Annotated in this window: 16 protein-coding genes and 1 tRNA gene; 15 read left to right on the forward strand and 2 right to left on the reverse strand. The window is 48.5% G+C overall.

Going from position 1 to position 18,847, the window contains the following annotated elements; all coding sequences use genetic code 11:
- The first annotated feature begins 136 nt into the window (after positions 1–136).
- On the forward strand, positions 137–1,141 hold the full coding sequence (locus M1D61_RS05200; protein WP_458121439.1) for a Gfo/Idh/MocA family protein: 1,005 nt from the start codon (positions 137–139) through the stop codon (positions 1,139–1,141).
- Between the two features lie 111 nt (positions 1,142–1,252).
- On the opposite strand, the gene M1D61_RS05205 is transcribed toward M1D61_RS05200, so the two are convergent.
- Positions 1,253–1,326, reverse strand: a tRNA-Arg gene (locus M1D61_RS05205).
- 275 nt (positions 1,327–1,601) lie between these two features.
- Here M1D61_RS05205 and M1D61_RS05210 point away from each other — a divergent pair.
- The 6 genes from M1D61_RS05210 (at position 1,602) to lon (ending at position 10,220) form a co-directional block, all read left to right on the forward strand.
- A complete protein-coding gene (locus M1D61_RS05210; RefSeq protein ID WP_458122412.1) occupies positions 1,602–2,564 on the forward strand; it encodes a hypothetical protein in 963 nt (320 codons plus the stop codon).
- 152 nt (positions 2,565–2,716) lie between these two features.
- Positions 2,717–4,027 (forward strand): trigger factor, encoded by a 1,311-nt coding sequence (gene tig / locus M1D61_RS05215; protein ID WP_458121440.1) that lies wholly within the window; start codon positions 2,717–2,719, stop codon positions 4,025–4,027.
- Between the two features lie 412 nt (positions 4,028–4,439).
- Positions 4,440–5,030: an ATP-dependent Clp endopeptidase proteolytic subunit ClpP gene (gene clpP / locus M1D61_RS05220; protein WP_046215729.1), complete on the forward strand. Its 591-nt coding sequence runs from the start codon at positions 4,440–4,442 to the stop codon at positions 5,028–5,030.
- Positions 5,031–5,044: 14 nt separating this feature from the next.
- The gene (gene clpX, locus M1D61_RS05225) at positions 5,045–6,301 is read left to right on the forward strand and encodes an ATP-dependent protease ATP-binding subunit ClpX (protein ID WP_046215728.1); all 1,257 of its coding nucleotides are present in this window, start codon (positions 5,045–5,047) and stop codon (positions 6,299–6,301) included.
- A 150-nt stretch (positions 6,302–6,451) separates the two neighbouring features.
- Positions 6,452–7,573, forward strand: a complete 1,122-nt coding sequence (gene ispG, locus M1D61_RS05230; RefSeq protein ID WP_458121441.1) for a flavodoxin-dependent (E)-4-hydroxy-3-methylbut-2-enyl-diphosphate synthase — start codon at positions 6,452–6,454, stop codon at positions 7,571–7,573.
- Positions 7,574–7,883: 310 nt separating this feature from the next.
- Entirely contained in the window at positions 7,884–10,220 is a 2,337-nt protein-coding gene (gene lon / locus M1D61_RS05235; RefSeq protein WP_458121442.1) for an endopeptidase La, read from the forward strand.
- A 189-nt stretch (positions 10,221–10,409) separates the two neighbouring features.
- On the opposite strand, the gene M1D61_RS05240 is transcribed toward lon, so the two are convergent.
- Complete coding sequence (locus M1D61_RS05240; RefSeq protein ID WP_458121443.1) at positions 10,410–10,532, reverse strand: hypothetical protein; 123 nt, start codon at positions 10,530–10,532, stop codon at positions 10,410–10,412.
- 180 nt (positions 10,533–10,712) lie between these two features.
- Here M1D61_RS05240 and yihA point away from each other — a divergent pair, with 180 nt between their 5' ends.
- The 8 genes from yihA (at position 10,713) to cobA (ending at position 18,772) form a co-directional block, all read left to right on the forward strand.
- The gene (yihA, locus tag M1D61_RS05245) at positions 10,713–11,405 is read left to right on the forward strand and encodes a ribosome biogenesis GTP-binding protein YihA/YsxC (protein ID WP_458121444.1); all 693 of its coding nucleotides are present in this window, start codon (positions 10,713–10,715) and stop codon (positions 11,403–11,405) included.
- A 207-nt stretch (positions 11,406–11,612) separates the two neighbouring features.
- Entirely contained in the window at positions 11,613–12,194 is a 582-nt protein-coding gene (locus M1D61_RS05250; RefSeq protein ID WP_458121445.1) for a non-ribosomal peptide synthetase module, read from the forward strand.
- 368 nt (positions 12,195–12,562) lie between these two features.
- Positions 12,563–12,967: an adenosylmethionine decarboxylase gene (gene speD / locus M1D61_RS05255; protein WP_017814088.1), complete on the forward strand. Its 405-nt coding sequence runs from the start codon at positions 12,563–12,565 to the stop codon at positions 12,965–12,967.
- Positions 12,968–13,334: 367 nt separating this feature from the next.
- The gene (gene hemA / locus M1D61_RS05260; RefSeq protein ID WP_458121446.1) at positions 13,335–14,720 is read left to right on the forward strand and encodes a glutamyl-tRNA reductase; all 1,386 of its coding nucleotides are present in this window, start codon (positions 13,335–13,337) and stop codon (positions 14,718–14,720) included.
- 14 nt (positions 14,721–14,734) lie between these two features.
- A complete protein-coding gene (locus tag M1D61_RS05265; protein WP_046215721.1) occupies positions 14,735–15,562 on the forward strand; it encodes a cytochrome C assembly family protein in 828 nt (275 codons plus the stop codon).
- Complete coding sequence (locus M1D61_RS05270) at positions 15,559–16,254, forward strand: precorrin-2 dehydrogenase/sirohydrochlorin ferrochelatase family protein (protein WP_458121447.1); 696 nt, start codon at positions 15,559–15,561, stop codon at positions 16,252–16,254. The genes M1D61_RS05265 and M1D61_RS05270 overlap by 4 nt, the downstream gene beginning before the upstream one ends.
- Positions 16,254–17,210: a hydroxymethylbilane synthase gene (gene hemC, locus M1D61_RS05275; protein WP_458121448.1), complete on the forward strand. Its 957-nt coding sequence runs from the start codon at positions 16,254–16,256 to the stop codon at positions 17,208–17,210. The genes M1D61_RS05270 and hemC overlap by 1 nt, the downstream gene beginning before the upstream one ends.
- 5 nt (positions 17,211–17,215) lie before the next feature.
- Entirely contained in the window at positions 17,216–18,772 is a 1,557-nt protein-coding gene (gene cobA / locus M1D61_RS05280) for a uroporphyrinogen-III C-methyltransferase (RefSeq protein WP_458122413.1), read from the forward strand.
- The last annotated feature ends 75 nt before the right edge of the window (positions 18,773–18,847 follow it).

Consider the following 18,847-nt stretch of genomic DNA (forward strand, 5'->3'; position numbering starts at 1 on the left):
TATCATCTATTTCTCTATTTGCATAGACGGTACGCTTGCCCGGGAGGGTGAGCGATCGTCTTTTTGCGTTTGCTGGTAAGAGAGCTGTCGGAACGGGTAATAATAAGGAAGACTGAAGCAACAAGGAGGCAAGCCTATGAACAGTTTAAATTGGGCGGTCGTCGGCACAGGAGAAATTGCACATGATTTTGCGGCAGCGATTCGCCAGGTAAACGGCAATGTCTTCGCCGTCTGCTCACGTGATATGGAACGGGCCAGAGAATTTGCGACCGAATGCGGTGCACAACATGCTTATGACGATTTTGAACAGATGCTGCTCGAACCGGCAATCGATATCATATATATAGCTACTCCTCACAGCAACCATCACAGCTACGTGATGAAATGTCTTCATGCCAACAAGCATGTTTTTTGTGAGAAAGCGATTACAGTGAACAGCAGGGAACTGCAGGAGATCCGGACACTGGCAGAGGAGAAAAAGCTGGTGCTTGCGGAAGCAATGACCATTTATCATATGCCGCTCTATCAGGAGCTACGTAGATTTATGGAAAGCGGCCGTCTCGGTGCCATCAAAATGATCAATGTCTCCATGGGCAGTCCCAAGAAGTACGATCCCGGCAACCGTTTCTACAATCCCGAGTTAGCCGGAGGTGCATTATTGGATATGGGAGTATATGCCCTGTCATTTGTACGCTGCTTTTTGGCAGGTGAACTGGAGCAGATTTTGACGAGTGTGGAAAAGGCACCGACCGGCGTGGATACTCAGTCCACTACTATTCTCAAAACGAGTCAACGTGAACTGGCTGCTGTCTCGCTCGCGTTGAATGCTTCTATTCCCCGATCGGGCATGATTGGTTGTGAAAAGGGGTATATTGAGGTAAAAGAATTCTCTCGTGCGGATCAGGCGATTGTCCATTATACCGATGGCCGGACAGAGACCATTAAGGCCGGATCGTCCAGTCAGGCACTTGCTTATGAAGTGGAATACATGAACCGGTGTGTACGCGGAGAGCAGGAAGAGCATACGATGAGACTGACTACCGATGTGATGGAGCTCATGACCCGCATCCGGGACAAATGGGATATGTATTACCCGCTTGAGAAAAATACGACATCTTCCAGTCAGGAAGAGATTATGTAAATTACGGGATATCTGTCATGGCGAAAATGACTTCAACAATCGAACGCACCCGTAAACTAAAAAAGAAGCCAATCACCATAGGCAGGTGAAAGGCTTCTTTTCATTTTAGTACGTCCCAGGAGGGATTCGAACCCCCGACCGACGGCTTAGAAGGCCGTTGCTCTATCCGGCTGAGCTACTGGGACAAATATTCAATATTTCAAGCGCAACAAAAATATAATATCATGAACCAAGCTGGAAGGCAAGCAAAATTAATGAGCGGCTGCTTGCCTGCCTGTATCTTCAGTATGCCGGAGAGAAATAAACCTCGGTGTGCTTGTCCACTAAAGGATCGTTTATATAAGAATTATGCTTCTCTCTGGTCGTATCGGCCGATATGGTTTATATACATTATAGTAGGAAGCAGCGTTTTTGAGCCATGCACAAGCTGTGCTATAATCATAAAGTCACAGACCATGTGATGAATGTAGGAGGTGCCGTTATCACTGATTCAACGAATTCACATACAGACAGCAATCGGAATGTAGTCCTGTTTCCCAAGACACTCGACTATTATCAGGTTGAATTGACCAATATGCTTGAAACGGAGCGCTATCATGAAGCCATGGGCCTGCTGGAGTTTTTGCTGCAGTGCCAGGGGCAGGATCAGCGCCAGCTGGAAGAATGGGAGTCGCTGCTCGGATGGCTGCGCACGACGTTCCCGGAGTCTTCACATGGCCATTTCGAAGGTCAGGTGTCCGGCGAGGATGAAGATTCTGCTGCCAATAATGAGCAGATTATGCGCGAGCGCATCCGTCTGAGGCAATCCGAAGACCGTTTATATGAAGAAAAGCTGCTCAAGACAGCGATGGAGCGTCCGGTATCGGAACGCACACTGCTGGCGCTCGAACAACTGTCCTATCTGGAACAGCCGGATATCGAACAGCGCCTGATCGAATGGCTGCGAGACGATCACCAGATTCATCCGCTGATCCAGTTCCGTATTTTGCAGACGCTGCGCCGCCGCGGTTATCGTGGGACGGTGTCCTTTATGCATCAGCATGAACGGGTGGATATCGAGGTGGAGACTGTCCCGCTGGACCCGACAGAGTTTCCGCTGACCATCATCCAGATTCTGGAGCGCGTATCCGACAAGGCCGAGATCAGCGCACCGAATCTGTTTTACTTTGCCCAGGAGCTCTGGACCCAGTTCATTATGAGCATCTATGGAACGCAGAATTATATCTGGATCACACGCGGTGATGATGCGGAGATTGATATCTGGGCGGCTGCGCTGCATCATACCGTAGCAGAGACACTTGAAGGCAGCAGCAATGAAGAAGAGACGCGCAGCATGTACGGAGTAACGGACAGCATCCGCTTCCGTTATGAACAGGCTTACCGCGCGATTCACCAGTTTGTATCCAGCCAGATGCCCCGCTGAACAGGCAGGGGCCGAACATCTAAACACAGTGCAGAAACAAACTTGATAAAACATGAATTGTTGTATATACTATAGTGGTTATTCTGCACGTGAAATGTATATAATTTCAATAATCAATTCATGTTAATATTTTTTGGAGGGGAATTCTTGAAATGACAGCAAAATGGGAAAAAACAGAAAAGAACCTTGGCGTTCTTGAAGTAGAAGTATCTGCTGAACGTGTAAGCGCAGCAATCGATAAAGCTTTTAATAAAGTAGGCAAAACTGTAAGTGTACCAGGTTTCCGTAAAGGTAAAGTACCACGGTCCATCTTCGAAGCGCGTTTTGGCGTAGAGAGCCTGTACAATGATGCAATCGACATCCTGCTGCCGGAAGCATACTCCGAAGCAATCGATGAGACTGACATCTTCCCGGTTGACCGTCCTGAAATCGAAATCGAGCAGTTCGAAAAAGGCCAACCATTCAAATTCAAAGCCAAAGTTACTGTAAAACCAGAAGTAAAACTGGGCGACTACAAAGGACTGGAAGTTCCGGTATCCAAAGTAGAAGTAACAGACGAAGACATCAACAGCGAACTGGAGCGTCTGCAACAGCGTCATGCTGAACTGTCTGTAGTTGAAGAAGGTGCTGCCGAGAATGGCGATACGGTATCCATCGACTTCGAAGGATCTGTAGACGGTACTCCATTTGAAGGCGGACAAGCAGAGCGTTACTCCCTGGAGCTGGGTTCCAACTCCTTCATCCCTGGCTTTGAAGAGCAGGTAGTGGGTATGGCGACTGGCGACTTCAAAGATGTAACAGTTACTTTCCCTGAGAACTACCATGCAACTGAACTGGCTGGCAAAGAAGCTGTGTTCAAAGTAAAACTGCATGAAATCAAACGCAAAAACCTGCCTGAGCTGGATGATGAGTTCGCGAAAGATGTTAGTGAATTCGATACACTGGACGAATTCAAAGCAGATCTCAAAGGACAAATCGCTTCCCGCAAGGAAAACGAAGTAAAAGCAGCCAAAGAAGCAGCAGTTGTAGAAAAAGCAGCTGAAAACGCTGAAATTGAAATCCCGGATGCTATGGTTAGTGCCGAGACCGATAACATGGTTCGCGACTTCGATAACCGTCTTCGTCAACAGGGCATGAATCTGGACATGTACTCCAGCTTCTCCGGCCAGACAACAGACGACCTCAAAGAGCAAATGAAAGAAGAAGCTGCAAAACGTGTTCGTAACAACCTTGTTCTGGAGCAAATCGCCAAAGAAGAGAACATTGAAGTTTCCGAAGACGAAGTAACAGCTGAACTGAAGAAAATGGCTTCTCAGTTCCAACGCAGCGCTGAAGAAGTTCGCAGCATCCTGTCCGCGAATGGTTCTCTGGCTAGTCTGTCCGAAGAAATCAAACTGCGCAAAACAATCGAACTGCTGGTAGATGGCAGTAAAGAAGTAGAAGCAGCAGCTGAACAGGCATAATTCCACAATTTCATAACCGCGTTGCATTTTTTGCAACCATTTCAAATAAGGCACGTATTAATGACGTGCCTTATTTTTCCTTATCTAAAGCGTTTGGTACCATAAACGCGACCCTGCTTCCAATAAAAAAGTGATTTTTGCTTTAGCAAAATATCTTACATTCAGCGTTTGGCATCATAAACGCGACCCTGCTTCCAATAGAAAAGTGATTTTTGCTTCAGCAAAATATCTTACCATCAGTGTTTGGCACCATAAACGCAGGGTATTATTATATGATGCATGTTTTCCAAATATTCATCTTTGAAAAAATGACATGACGCAGTGTACATGTTAAAATAGAATCTGTATTCGTATTTTCGTACTAATATATATATCTGTCGTCATATTCCCTGAAAAGAAAGAGGTTGGTTCTATGAGTCTGGTACCTATGGTTGTTGAACAAACCAGTAGAGGCGAAAGATCTTATGATATTTACTCAAGATTGCTCAAGGACCGTATCATATTTTTAAATACGGCGATTGATGACCACGTAGCCAATCTTGTTATTGCACAATTATTATTCCTCGCTGCAGAAGATCCGGAAAAAGATATCCATTTGTATATCAATTCTCCCGGTGGTTCTGTCACAGCAGGGATGGGTATATACGATACAATGCAATTCGTTAAGCCTGATGTGTCCACGATCTGTATGGGTATGGCAGCCAGCATGGGCTCCCTGCTGCTAACAGCAGGTGCTCCCGGCAAACGCTTCGCCCTGCCTAACAGTGAGGTTATGATTCACCAGCCTCTTGGCGGGATCAGCGGACAGGCATCGGATATGAAAATTCACGCGGAATGGATCATCAAGACGCGTCAGAAGTTAAATCAGATTTATGTAGAGCGTACCGGCCAGACGCTGGATAAAATTGAGCGTGATACGGACCGTGACTATTTCCTGGAGGCTGAGGAAGCCAAGGCATACGGATTGATCGATCAGGTTATTACTCGTCCGCTCACAAGCTAAGAAGGGGTGTAGACATGTTTAAATTTAACGATGAAAAAGGACAGCTTAAATGTTCTTTTTGCGGCAAATCACAGGATCAGGTCCGCAAACTTGTAGCAGGTCCTGGTGTATATATATGTGATGAATGTATCGAACTGTGCACGGAGATTGTTGAGGAGGAGCTCGGTCACGAAGAAGAGCTGGATCTCAAGGATATCCCGAAACCACAGGAGATTCGTTCTATTCTTGACCAGTATGTAATCGGTCAGGATCAAGCTAAGAAATCCCTTTCCGTAGCGGTATACAACCACTACAAACGCGTAAATTCGCAGAGCAAAATTGAAGACGTTGAACTTCAAAAAAGTAACATCATGCTCGTAGGACCGACAGGTTCCGGTAAAACACTGCTGGCGCAAACAATGGCCCGCATTTTGAACGTGCCGTTTGCGATTGCAGATGCAACGTCCCTGACCGAAGCAGGTTATGTCGGTGAAGACGTTGAGAACATTCTGCTCAAACTGATCCAGGCTGCCGACTATGATGTAGAGAAAGCGGAACGCGGCATTATCTATATCGATGAGATCGATAAAGTAGCCCGCAAATCCGAGAATCCTTCCATCACTCGCGACGTATCCGGTGAAGGCGTACAGCAGGCACTGCTCAAAATCCTGGAAGGTACTGTAGCTTCCGTTCCACCACAGGGTGGCCGTAAGCATCCTCATCAGGAGTTTATCCAAATCGATACAACCAACATCCTGTTTATCGTCGGTGGTGCCTTTGATGGTCTGGAACAATACATCAAACGCCGGATCGGTAAAAAAGTGATTGGTTTCAATTCCGAGAATCAGGGACAAAAAGACCTGAAAGCAGGCGAATACCTGCGTATGGTACTGCCTGAGGATCTGCTCAAATTCGGTCTGATCCCGGAATTTGTAGGACGTCTGCCGGTTATCTCCGCTCTGGAACCTCTGGACGAAGAGACACTGGTACGTATTCTGTCCGAACCGAAGAACGCATTGATCAAACAGTATTCCAAAATGCTGGAAATGGACAATGTGGAACTCGTATTCGAACCGGATGCCCTGCAAGCCATTGCTCGTGAAGCGATCAAACGCAACACAGGTGCCCGTGGTCTGCGTGCCATCATCGAAGGCATTATGCTTGATGTGATGTATGAAGTACCGTCCCGTGACGATGTGACCAAATGCGTCATTACAGAACAAGTGGTAGAGAGCAAAGTTGTACCTGAGCTCCAGACCGGTAAAGATAAAAAGCAGGAAGAAAGCGCCTGATCAAGGGAGCGGATGGCATCAGTAACTGTCTGATGCCACCCTGCCCGGCTGACTTCCATTATGTATAAATCATATCGCGCCGGCCTTTTTCCTTTTTTGCAGGATAAAGGCTGGTTTGCGGTTAAGCCCAAATGCAAGGGAGAAGAAACCATGTTTTTGAGAGAAAACACTAGACCTGTCAAAGTTGGCGACCTGACTATTGGAGGCAACAATGAAGTTCTGATCCAGAGTATGTGCACGACCAAGACCGCAGATGTGGAAGCGACTGTTGCTGAGATTCTGCGCCTGGAAGAAGCCGGCTGTCAGCTGGTTCGCGTAACGGTTAACAACGAAGAAGCGGCTGCCGCGATTAAAGAGATCAAAAAGCGCATCCATATTCCACTTGTTGCCGATATCCATTTCAACTACAAGCTTGCTCTGCTGGCGATTGAGAACGGCATCGACAAAGTGCGGATCAATCCGGGTAATATCGGTAAACGTGAAAAAGTCGAAGCGGTTGTTCGTGCCTGCAAAGAAAAAAATATACCTATTCGTATCGGCGTGAATGCCGGTTCACTGGAAAACCATCTGCTGGAGAAATACGGTTACCCGACACCGGAAGCCATGGTAGAGAGCGCACTGTTCCATATCGGTATTCTGGAAGAGCTTGATTTCCATGATATTATCGTATCCCTCAAAGCTTCGGATGTGCCAATGGCAATTGCAGCCTATACCAAAGCTGCAGAAGTCATCCCTTATCCGCTGCATCTGGGGATCACGGAAGCCGGTACACTGCATTCCGGTACGATCAAGAGCTCGGCGGGTATTGGTGCACTGCTGGCCATGGGGATCGGATCAACAGTACGTATCTCTCTGAGTGCAGACCCGGTAGAGGAAGTTAAAGTAGCCCGTGAGCTGCTGAAGACATTCGGCCTGATTTCCAATGCAGCTACACTCGTATCCTGCCCGACCTGTGGTCGTCTGGATATTGACTTGTTCTCCATTGCCAATGAAGTGGAAGAGTATATCTCCAAGCTCAAAGTGCCGATCAAAGTATCTGTACTGGGCTGCGCGGTTAACGGGCCTGGTGAAGCCAAGGAAGCGGATATCGGTATTGCCGGCGCCCGTGGTGAAGGACTGCTGTTCCGTTACGGCAAAATGATCCGTAAAGTGCCTGAGGCCGATATGGTCGTTGAATTGAAGAAGGAAATCGATGCTATCGTGGAAGCTTTTGAAGCGACAGGCAAGATTCCGGGACGCGAAGAACGTCATGCGCCTGTAGTCCAGCCGTAATTATCCGCAAGAAGGCTGGCATCATGCAGCAGTGAAATGCTCCAGGCCACCTGGTGTATGAGGCTATAATGCTGTTCATAGCTGTATATTATCTGCAATTTTAAATGTTACAAAGATAGATGTATAAAAGGATGACTGCTGATCATAGGGTCAGCAGAGTCCTGTAAAGATACTGATAGAAGTGAGTTGCTTCTGTCAGTATCTTTTTTTAGTTTGGATGGCTGTCATTGGTGTTTCGACAGGATATTTGTTAAACTTAGGAATGATATAGGCAGTATGATACGCACTAATTATAGGAGGTATGAAAGCGATGGGACCACATAAACATAAGGCACGTCGTTTTCCTTTGCTGCCTTTAAGAGGACTGCTCGTATATCCAAGTATGGTACTCCATCTGGATGTAGGGCGGGATAAATCCGTGAAGGCCTTAGAAAAGGCGATGGTCGATGATAACCTGATTCTTCTCTGCTCCCAATCGGAGGTTAATATTGAAGAACCAAGTCAGGATGAGATTTTCAAAATAGGTACGATTGCCAAGGTACGGCAGATGCTCAAGCTGCCCAACGGCACCATGCGTGTGCTGGTGGAAGGTCTGGAACGTGCTGAAGTGATTGAATATACGGACAACGAAGAGTACTACGAAGTACAGGCAAGGGAACTGCCCGAGGAAGAGAACAACGATCCTGAAGTTCATGCACTCATGCGCACGGTACTGACCGAATTTGAACACTATATTAATCTGTCCAAAAAAGTCACTCCGGAGACTATGGCAGCTGTGTCGGATATTGAGGAACCAGGTCGTCTGGCTGACGTCATTACGAGCCATCTGGTGATCAAAATCAAAGACAAGCAGCATATCCTGGAAGCGATCGATGTACATGTACGTCTGGAACGTCTGCTGGATATTTTGCATAATGAACGTGAAGTGCTGGAACTGGAACGCAAAATCAACCAGCGTGTCAAAAAGCAAATGGAAAAAACGCAGCGTGAATATTATCTGCGTGAACAAATGAAGGCGATCCAGAAGGAATTGGGTGAAAAGGAAGGCCGAGCAGGTGAAGCCGAAGAGCTGCGTCAGCAGCTGGCTGAACTGACTGTACCGGAGAAAATACAGGAGAAGATCGAGAAAGAGATCGACCGACTGGAAAAAACACCGGCCAACTCTGCAGAAGGTGGCATTATTCGCAATTATCTGGATTGGCTGCTCAGCCTGCCATGGGATAAACGTACCACCGATGATCTGGATCTGCATCATGCCGAGCGAATTCTGAATGAAGACCATTACGGTCTCGATAAGCCCAAAGAACGGGTGCTGGAATATCTGGCTGTGCAGAAGCTGGTCAAAAAGCTCAAAGGGCCCATCCTCTGCCTCGTCGGTCCGCCAGGGGTGGGTAAAACTTCACTGGCACGCTCTATCGCCAAGTCACTGGGACGCGAGTTTGTACGCATCTCGCTGGGCGGTGTACGTGATGAAGCGGAGATCCGCGGTCACCGTCGTACGTATGTGGGTGCGATGCCGGGCCGTATTATCCAGGGTATGCGCAATGCCGGCAGCATGAATCCAGTATTCCTGCTGGATGAGATCGACAAGATGGCATCCGATTTCCGCGGCGATCCGTCGGCGGCGCTGCTGGAAGTGCTGGATCCCGAACAGAACAATACGTTTAGCGACCATTTTGTCGAGGTGCCGTTCGATCTGTCGAATGTCATGTTCGTGACGACAGCCAATAGTGTACAGAGCATACCGCGTCCGCTGCTGGATCGTATGGAGATGCTGTATATTCCGGGTTATACCGAGCTGGAGAAACTGCAAATCGGCAGACAGTACCTGCTGCCCAAGCAGACCGGAGAGCATGGTCTGACCACAGAGCAGTTGGAAGTCGGCGAAGATACCCTTCTTAAAGTGGTTCGTGAATATACCCGTGAATCAGGCGTGCGTAATCTGGAACAGCAGATTGCCGCATTATGCCGTAAGGCAGCCCGGGCGATCGTCTCCGATAAGCTCGAAAAGGTAACGATTACACCGGAGGATATCAAGGATTATCTCGGTGTACCGAAGTTCCGTTACGGACTGGTTGAGAAAGAAGACCAGATCGGCAGCGTAACCGGACTGGCCTGGACCGAAGTCGGCGGTGAGACGCTGACGATTGAAGTGACTGTCGTGCCCGGCAGCGGCAAGCTAATGCTCACCGGTAAGCTCGGTGATGTGATGAAGGAATCCGCCCAGGCGGCATTTAGCTATACTCGCTCCAAAGCGGGTGAACTGGATATTCCGGCAGACTTTTATGAGAAAAATGATATTCATATTCATATCCCGGAAGGAGCTATCCCCAAAGACGGCCCTTCTGCAGGTATTACGATTGCCACCGCACTGATCTCTGCGCTGACTGGACGCTATGTGTCCAAGGAAGTCGCCATGACCGGCGAGATTACCCTGCGCGGTCGGGTCCTGCCGATTGGCGGACTCAAGGAAAAGACGCTGGCCGCACATCGTGCCGGCTACAAAAAGATTCTGCTGCCGCAGGACAATGAACGTGACCTTAAGGATATCCCGGACAGCATCAAGGATGAGCTGACCTTTGTCCCGGTCTCCACGATGGATCAGGTTCTGGAGCATGCGCTCGTACGCGAGACGACGCTGCATTAATAAGCGTGCTTACTCTACAAGTACTCTGGGCCGGTATCTGCTTAACGGCAATTGTACACCTGTATGCCCGGATCGATAATGGGATCCATCATTGGATCGATACCGAAAAATGCTGCCGATCCACAGGGCGGATGCTATCGATAGGACAGGTAATCAACGCAAATGTGTGATACAGCGGGATGATCAGGATCATCTCATCATAGCGGCATCGCTCACCAGACAGCGGCGGGCGGTGCCGCTTTTTGTATTGGATGGAGCCATTTGAGCCAGATATCGTCCGAGTTCGCACAGGCGCTCTCCATAACTGTGCACAAGAAAGCCTGCAATAAGGCAAAAGATGATATACTAGGCTAGAAGCGAATCAGTTCGGTAGGCAAGTTGCAAGATATGAAGGTAACGGGCACATTTGTGATTACGGCCGTCAGCGAACGCTAACAGAGCTTCATCACACGTCGTTCATTTTATTTTATATACGAAAGGGATTTCTAACCTATGAAAGTAAATAATGCAGAATTTATTATCAGTGCCGTACGTCCGGATCAGTATCCGGAAGATGGTCTGCCGGAGGTAGCTCTGGCCGGACGTTCCAATGTCGGCAAATCCTCCATGACCAACCGTTTGATTAACCGCAAAAATCTGGCACGTACCAGTGCCACTCCCGGCAAGACCCAGCATCTCAACTACTATCTGATCAATGAGATGTTGTATTTCGTCGATTTCCCCGGTTACGGATATGCCAAAGTATCCAAAAGCCAGCGTGAAGCCTGGGGCAAAATGATTGAACGCTACCTGCTGGAACGCGAACCGCTCAAGCTGGTATTGCTTGTCATCGATTTGCGTCACGCGCCATCCAAAGACGATATCATGATGTATGACTGGCTCAAGTACTATGACTGCAACATTTGCATCGTAGCAACCAAAGCCGACAAAATCCCGCGCAGCAAGTGGGACAAGCATGTGAAGATCGTTAAGCAAGATCTGGGATTCGTACCGGAGGACGATTTTGTTATGTTTTCATCGGAGACAGGGCTGGGTAAGGAAGAATTATGGTCCGTCATTGAACGTCATGCCTTTGCCGCCGATGAAGATGAGATGGAAGAGGAAGAGATGGAATCTCTGCCTGCGAGCGAAGAGAATAGCGACAACCACTACGAACACGAAGAAGATGATATTCCTTCCAAGTAAGCCATAAACTCATAGGTCAACCCGCAAAACAAGGTATTTAGCGAGAAAAATGGAGCATCAAGGGCATTTTTCCGTTCTTTAGAGCAATTAATCCGTTTTTCTCTAAAATATGCTGAAAATTGTTGACCCGGGCGGCAAGCAATACTGTTCAGGATTGATGTATAATAATGAATATATTGGAATGCCAATAGAATTGAGGAGATTTTTATGGCTCAGCGGTTAGCCACAGAGTATATCAAAGCCAGTTTACAGTTGTCGAAAGATCAAATGTCCCAGTTTATACACTATGCCGAAGATCCCCATGTCCATCACCGGGTAAAAGTACTCGATAATGGCAGTCAGGAAGTGGTGTTCGGTACCCGAAATGGTGAGGAAGTTCATTTACCTTTTGACCTCAAAGAAGGAAGCTATGTCTGTGAGTTGTCTTTCCGCTTGGTAAACCCGCATTTAACAAGTATGATTCGTAAATTGTTTGTCGCCTTCCAAGGCTCAGGCATTGTGAACCGTATTTATAAAGGATTCACAATGATATATGATTATGATCAGGGTGTTGTGCAGAGGATCACCGAGCATACGGCAGAAGGCGAGAAAGTGATCTATCGGCAGAAGAATGCGTCGCTGGAGCTTACTGCCCGACTGCAGTCCACATCCATTGAGACGGACATCGAACTGGTCCGCCGGATTGTGGATCAGCTGCTGGATCAGCGGAACGCTTCCCCAGGTCCTCACGAGGAGATTGACCGGGAGCTGCAGATTCAGGCGAAACGGTTGTTTAGCCTGGAAGCCTGATTAACTGCCTGTGTGTCCAATCATATGTAAAGACCATTCATCATGCCGATGAATGGTCTTTTTTTTGTTATATTTATGCATGATAGTGCATAAGAAAACGGTAGTGGTTGGCAGGCTGCCGTATTGGGTAAAACCGCATAAAGCCGGGCTTTTTCATGGACTTACTCATCCCACAAAAATATTCGAAAAAAGCTTGCAATTCGTGTCGATAGATGTTATTTTTAATCTCGTTGAAAATAACATAGGAACCAGGATTCACTCAGGACATGGTAATGTTGCGAGAGATTATTCCCTCGGGAAGTGAATGACGTAGGTCCTAGCGGATGAAATTTCCAAACATTTTATTCCTAGGAAGGGGGAACCGGAAGATGGAATACTCAACTTTCGGAAGACACGTTGCTGTTGATACTTGGGGTGTAGATTTTGATTTGCTGAACAGTGCAGAATATTTGCAGGCTCAGATGGTTGAAGCAGCTGAGGCTTGCGGTGCAACTGTAATGTCTGTTCAATCCAAACAATTTGAACCACAAGGGGCGACAGTGCTTGTTTTGTTGTCGGAGAGTCACCTCTCGATTCACACGTATCCTGAGAGAGGATTCGCGGCTATTGACTGTTATACCTGCGGAGAGACCGTAGATCCACAATTGGCGATCGACTACCTGGTGTCCGTTCTAAAGCCTGAAAAAACGTATGCCAAAAAACTGGTTCGTGGTCTTGGAGAACTGCAAGTCGAGACTCCAGTGATGCAATCCAGCGAACTGATTAATCGATAATTAAGGCTTTGCTTTAAACGGGCAAAGAATGAAATTGAATACCGCTTAAAAGAAAGGCATCTGGTACTGTGTATCGGATGCCTTTTTATATGCATGCGGCTTTATCTGCTGTATTCAGGTATATCGGCATGCAGAATTGGTTAAAGAAATAAAAGAACGCCGCCGACATAGTACAGTAGGAACCCTTTTATTTGAATGACTGTGATCGGGTAATATATTGGATTAATAATGCATGAAGATGTGTCGGGATTTCATAAACATTTCATAAAGACGGCGAAATTGCCCTTTTTGCTGTGATATAATTAACGTATTGTGAAGAACGAAAAGTGATAAGTTACAACTTTTAGACTAGGTGGGTGAACTTGCAATGCACATTATTGTTGTCGGACTCAACTACCGCACAGCACCGGTTGAAGTAAGAGAACGGTTTGCCATTGCGGATGAAGAATTACCGGAAGCTCTCCGGCAGCTTAAGGATACCAAAAGTGTATTGGAAGGCACCATTGTAGCAACTTGCAACCGTACAGAAATCTATGTTGTACTGGACCGTCTGCATATGTGTGGACATTTTATCCGCAGCTTTATGGAGCAGTGGTTTGGTATTTCCCGTCAGGAATTTACGCAGCATTTATATATATATGAAGATGAGCAGGCGATTGACCATCTGTTCCGGGTAACCTGTGGATTGGATTCCATGGTACTGGGAGAGACTCAGATTCTGGGACAGGTCAAACGGTCATTCCAGCTGGCTCAGGAAAACAAGGCGACGGGCACATGGTTCAATATGTTGTTTAAGCAAGCTGTTACGCTCGGCAAACGTGCGCATTCGGAGACCATGATCGGTGAAAGTGCCGTATCGGTCAGCTATGCTGCCGTAGAGCTGGGCAAACGCATTTTTGGTGCTTTCCATAACAAGGTAATTATGATTCTGGGCGCAGGTAAAATGAGTGAGCTGACGGTCAAGCATCTGTATGCGAATGGGGCGGCAGAAGTGATCGTGGCGAACCGCACACTGGGGCGGGCTCAGGAGCTGGCTCACAAATTTAACGGTACACCGTGTACGATGGAAGAAGCGGTTCATCGTCTGCATGAAGTGGATATTCTGATCAGTTCCACGGGCGCACAGGGTTACGTCCTGGACCCGGGTACAATCAAAGAGAGCATGAAACAGCGCAAGTCGCGTCCGCTCTTTATGATTGATATTGCGGTTCCGCGCGACTTGGACCCTGCGATTGGTGAAATCAGCAATGTGTTCCTGTATGATATTGATGATCTGGAAGGCATTGTGGAAAGCAATATGGCAATGCGCCGTGCCGAAGCGATCAAGATCGAACGCATGATTCGAGAAGAGATGGAAGTGTTCCAGCAATGGCTGAAAACACTCGGTGTCAAACCGGTTATCCGCGCCCTTCAGGAGCGTGGTGCCCGCATTCATGAGGAGACACTGGAAAGCCTGTTTAACAAGCTGCCGGAGCTGGATGAAAGACAGCGCAAAGTGATTAGCCGTCTGACCAAGAGTATCGTCAATCAGATGAATCACGAGCCGATTAACCGGGTTAAGGAAATGGCCGCCGAGAAAAATGGCGCAGAGACAGTCGAACTGTTTACTCGTCTTTTTGCACTGGAAGAACAGGCTCAATCTCTGGCAGGACCGGTCAAAGAGATCAAGTCTGCTCCAGAACGGGCGTCTGTGCCATCCCATTCACCGGTTGCTGAAGGAAACATGGCATCCTTTGCTCCCGCAATTCTATAGGCAGGTGATTTGCTTTGACGCTGTTTAACCTGTTATACGATATTATCATTTATTTATACGCCCTGAGCCTTCTGTTTTATTTCTCGGATTGCATACGTCGCAATCCGAGGGCGAAGCGGACGGGCACAGGGTTTCTTGTTTTCGTGTTTATTATTCAGCTGGCCAGCATTACGATTCGTACGATCGAAGAGAAGACGCTGCCGCTGTTCTCAACGTATGATTTTTTCTTTTTCCTGACTTTTATTTTAATATTGATCTCCTTCTTTATAGAGAGGGTGCTCAAGACAGATTATGCCGTATTGCTGTTAAATGTAATCGGCTTTTGTGCTATGGTTCAGAACCGTCTGCATTCTCCCGGTGAAGGGGCCCTGCCCTCGGGCTGGGACACGGTGCATGGTTTGCTGATTCTGCACGTAGCACTGGCGAATTTGAGTTTTGCCTTTTATACGGTGGCTGCGGTATTTGCGGCGATGTATTTATTTTTACACCGCAAGCTCAAGCAAAAGAAATGGGATAACACCGTACGCCGGCTGCCGAGTCTGGAGAGTATGGAGCGGTATACATACACTTCGATGCTTATCGGTACACCACTGCTGATCGTATCACTGATCGTGGCATTAATGTCTATTTTTGCAGAAGGACGATATGTGCTGCTGCTGGACCTGAAAGTCGTATTTACCCTGCTTGCCCTGTGTGTGTATATTGCCTATTTTGCCACTCGGCATATGCGCAATTACTCGGCGGTCGTTATGGCTAGATGGGCGATTGCCGGTTATATCGTATTTATTCTTAATTTTGTGGCCAATACATGGTCGGCATTTCACCAGTGGGTGGGCGTATGAGTGATATTATTCCCTACGTTCCTGTAATGCTGGACTGTAGAAATCAGCACTGCCTGATCGTCGGCGGTGGCAAGGTAGCAGAGCGCAAAGCGCGTAATCTGCTGCAAGGCGGAGCGATCATTACTTTGATTAGTCCGCAGCTGACTCTCGAATTGCAGGAGCAGGCACAATCGGATCGAATCCGCTGGATCGCCCGTGATTATGAGCGGGGAGATGTCTCCTGCGGTGCAGAGTCCAGCGAGAATGGGAAAAGGCGTTATTTTCTCGTTCACGCGGCGACTACGCAGACGGAGATTAACCGCCAGGTAGCGGATGAAGCACGCTGTGAAGGTATTCCGGTCAATGTGGCGGATCATCATGAAGCCAGCACATTTATCAATCCGATGGTTATTCGACGGGGACGGCTGATCGCTTCGGTTACGACCTCGGGAGCAGGACCTGTTGTAGGACGCCGACTGGCAGGGGAACTGGACCGGCATTTTGGTCAGGAATATGAGACTTATATTGAATTTCTTTATTATTTGCGTCACCGGATCAAGGAGATGATTCAGGACCACGAACAACGCAGACATTTGCTGGAGCAGGCTTCCGATCTAAGTATATTGGAAGAGATCCGGCAGGGTCGGTTTGTCTGGTGGGATGAATCCCGAATTGAACAGTGGATCGCACAACATCGGGGAGAGATAACCTAATGCGCAAAATAATCGTAGGCAGTCGGCAGAGTGCGCTTGCACTGACCCAGACAGGACATGTAATTGATGCTTTGACAGAGCTGGGCAGACAGCATGAAATAGAAGTCGAATTTGAAATTAAAAAAATTGTTACCAAAGGCGATCAGATCCTGGATGTTACCCTCTCCAAAGTGGGCGGCAAAGGATTGTTCGTCAAAGAAATCGAACAGGCTCTGCTGAATGGCGAGATCGATATGGCGGTACACAGTATGAAGGATATGCCGTCTGTGCTGCCGGATGGTCTGGTCAATGGAGCCATTCCGAAGCGGGTAGACCCGCGTGACTGTCTGATCACCCGCAATGGTGGAGGATTGGATGAGCTGCCGCTGGGTGCCAAACTGGGTACGAGCAGTCTGCGCCGGGCGAGCCAGCTCAAGGCGTACCGTCCTGACCTGCAGATTGAATCCATTCGTGGCAATATCGATTCACGGCTGCGCAAGCTGGAGAGTGAAGGATTCGATGCGATCATGCTGGCAGCAGCCGGATTGGAACGAATGGGCTGGTCCGACAGGATTAGTGCTTATTTGCCTGCCGATATATGTCTTCCTGCTGTAGGGCAGGGGGCGCTGGGCATCGAGTGCCGTGCAGATGATGAGCATATGCTGCAGCTGCTCTCCCTGTATAATGATGAGCTGACCGCCTTTACGGTAGCTGCAGAGCGTACGTTTCTTGCCAAGCTGAATGGCGGTTGTCAGGTACCGATCGGTGCCTATGCGGTTCGTGTGCTGACATCGGATTCTCAAGCAGACCAAAACATTATACAATTGTCATTAACAGGAATGGTAGCTTCACCCGATGGCAGTACAATACTGAAAGAAACGCTGCAGGGTACTCATCCTGTAGAGCTGGGGCTTGCAGTGGCAGATCAGTTGATTCTTCGTGGAGCGGACAAGATTCTGGCAGAAGTTGGGGGATGAAGAGAATGACCGGCAAGGTGTATCTGGTAGGTGCAGGTCCTGGAGCTCTAAAGCTGATTACGCTTCGGGGCTGGGAATGTATTGGTTTGGCGGATGCGGTCGTCTATGACCGACTGGCAAGCCCGAGGCTGCTCAAGCAGGCCAAACCGGGCGCGGAAAAGATCTATGTAGGCAAGCTGCCTGATCGTCATACCATGAAGCAGGAAGAGATCAATCAGCTGCTCGTCGATCTGGCACTGCAGGGCAAAACGGTTGTGCGCCTGAAAGGTGGAGATCCGACGATCTTCGGCAGAGTAGCCGAGGAAGCGGATCTGCTGCGTCAGCATGGAATTGAGTACGAGATTGTACCGGGCATCAGTTCTTCTATCGCTGTTCCGGCTTACGCGGGGATTCCAGTGACACACCGGGATTATGCTTCTTCCGTATCGATCATTACCGGACACGAGAGTCCGGATAAGCTGGATCAGAGTATCCACTGGGATAAGGTGACTAACGCTACGGGAACACTTGTCTTTATGATGGGTGTTGCCAAAATCAGTTATATCAGTGAGCAGCTGATCCGCCATGGACGACCTGAAGATACACCGGTAGCGCTCGTTCGCTGGGGAACACGGGCAGAGCAGGATACGCTTGTCGGTACGCTCAAAGATATCGCAGCCAAAGTGGAAGAGGCCAATTTCAAACCGCCGGCTGTTATTGTTGTAGGCGAAGTGGTGAATCAACGAGAGCGGATGCAGTGGGCTGAACGGCTGCCTTTATTCGGCAAGCGTATTCTCGTTACACGTGCACGCAGCCAGGCGAGTGAACTGGTCGACCGGATTGATGAACTGGGCGGGGAGCCTTATGAGTACCCGGTCATCGAGACGGTCATGCCTTCCTCCGAATCGGCTCGTCAGCAGATTGCGCATGCCTTTTCACAGCTGGAGCGGTATGACTGGGTGTTCTTCACGAGTGTAAATGGGGTGGAGTACTTTTTCCGTCATCTGGAAGAGCAGGAGCAGGATATCCGCTCGCTGCATCATGCCCGCCTGGCAGCCGTAGGTCCAGCGACGCTGGAGGCTCTACGTAGCCGTGGTCTGACTGCTGTTATCCTGCCGGAGAAATTCCACGCCGAAGGCATGCTGGAGAGCCTGGAAGGCCAGCTGGAGGCCGGACAATGCGTTCTGCTACCTCGCGGCGATCTGGCACGCGCCTGGCTGCCGGATACGCTGAGACAGATGCAGCTGGATGTGACAGAGGTCGATACGTACGAGACGGTCATGACTGGCGAAGACGATATCGAGCTGCGCAAGCTGTTTGAAGAACAGGCGATCCATGCGGTTACTTTTACCAGTTCATCGACCGTCACGAATCTGTTGGCAGCGATGCGCAAACTGGGCTTTGACAATCCGGTGGAGACGTTGCAGCATTCGGTCATTGCCTGCATCGGACCGCAGACCGCACTGACTGCCGAAAAGGCAGGCTTGTCTGTAGGCTTGATGGCGGAGCAGTCCACACTGGATGGATTAATTGATATTTTATGCCGCTGGAATGCGGGCAATGTCCCGCTTCAATCTCACTAATTGATGATCGACATAGCGTATGCCGACCACCGCTTGAGCAGGTCGGCTTTATTTTATAAACAAGAGAGGAAGTAT

The organism is Paenibacillus sp. Z6-24, assembly GCF_054161335.1.

Excerpts from the sequence above, each read along its gene's own strand:
- M1D61_RS05250 (WP_458121445.1), top strand. The coding sequence starts at position 11,613 with ATGGCTCAGCGGTTAGCCACAGAGTATATCAAAGCCAGTTTACAGTTG.
- M1D61_RS05210 (WP_458122412.1), top strand. The coding sequence starts at position 1,602 with ATGAATGTAGGAGGTGCCGTTATCACTGATTCAACGAATTCACATACA.
- lon (WP_458121442.1), top strand. The coding sequence starts at position 7,884 with ATGGGACCACATAAACATAAGGCACGTCGTTTTCCTTTGCTGCCTTTA.
- clpX (WP_046215728.1), top strand. The coding sequence starts at position 5,045 with ATGTTTAAATTTAACGATGAAAAAGGACAGCTTAAATGTTCTTTTTGC.
- speD (WP_017814088.1), top strand. The coding sequence starts at position 12,563 with ATGGAATACTCAACTTTCGGAAGACACGTTGCTGTTGATACTTGGGGT.
- cobA (WP_458122413.1), top strand. The coding sequence starts at position 17,216 with ATGACCGGCAAGGTGTATCTGGTAGGTGCAGGTCCTGGAGCTCTAAAG.
- clpP (WP_046215729.1), top strand. The coding sequence starts at position 4,440 with ATGAGTCTGGTACCTATGGTTGTTGAACAAACCAGTAGAGGCGAAAGA.
- hemA (WP_458121446.1), top strand. The coding sequence starts at position 13,335 with ATGCACATTATTGTTGTCGGACTCAACTACCGCACAGCACCGGTTGAA.
- ispG (WP_458121441.1), top strand. The coding sequence starts at position 6,452 with ATGTTTTTGAGAGAAAACACTAGACCTGTCAAAGTTGGCGACCTGACT.
- M1D61_RS05270 (WP_458121447.1), top strand. The coding sequence starts at position 15,559 with ATGAGTGATATTATTCCCTACGTTCCTGTAATGCTGGACTGTAGAAAT.
- tig (WP_458121440.1), top strand. The coding sequence starts at position 2,717 with ATGACAGCAAAATGGGAAAAAACAGAAAAGAACCTTGGCGTTCTTGAA.
- M1D61_RS05200 (WP_458121439.1), top strand. The coding sequence starts at position 137 with ATGAACAGTTTAAATTGGGCGGTCGTCGGCACAGGAGAAATTGCACAT.
- yihA (WP_458121444.1), top strand. The coding sequence starts at position 10,713 with ATGAAAGTAAATAATGCAGAATTTATTATCAGTGCCGTACGTCCGGAT.
- hemC (WP_458121448.1), top strand. The coding sequence starts at position 16,254 with ATGCGCAAAATAATCGTAGGCAGTCGGCAGAGTGCGCTTGCACTGACC.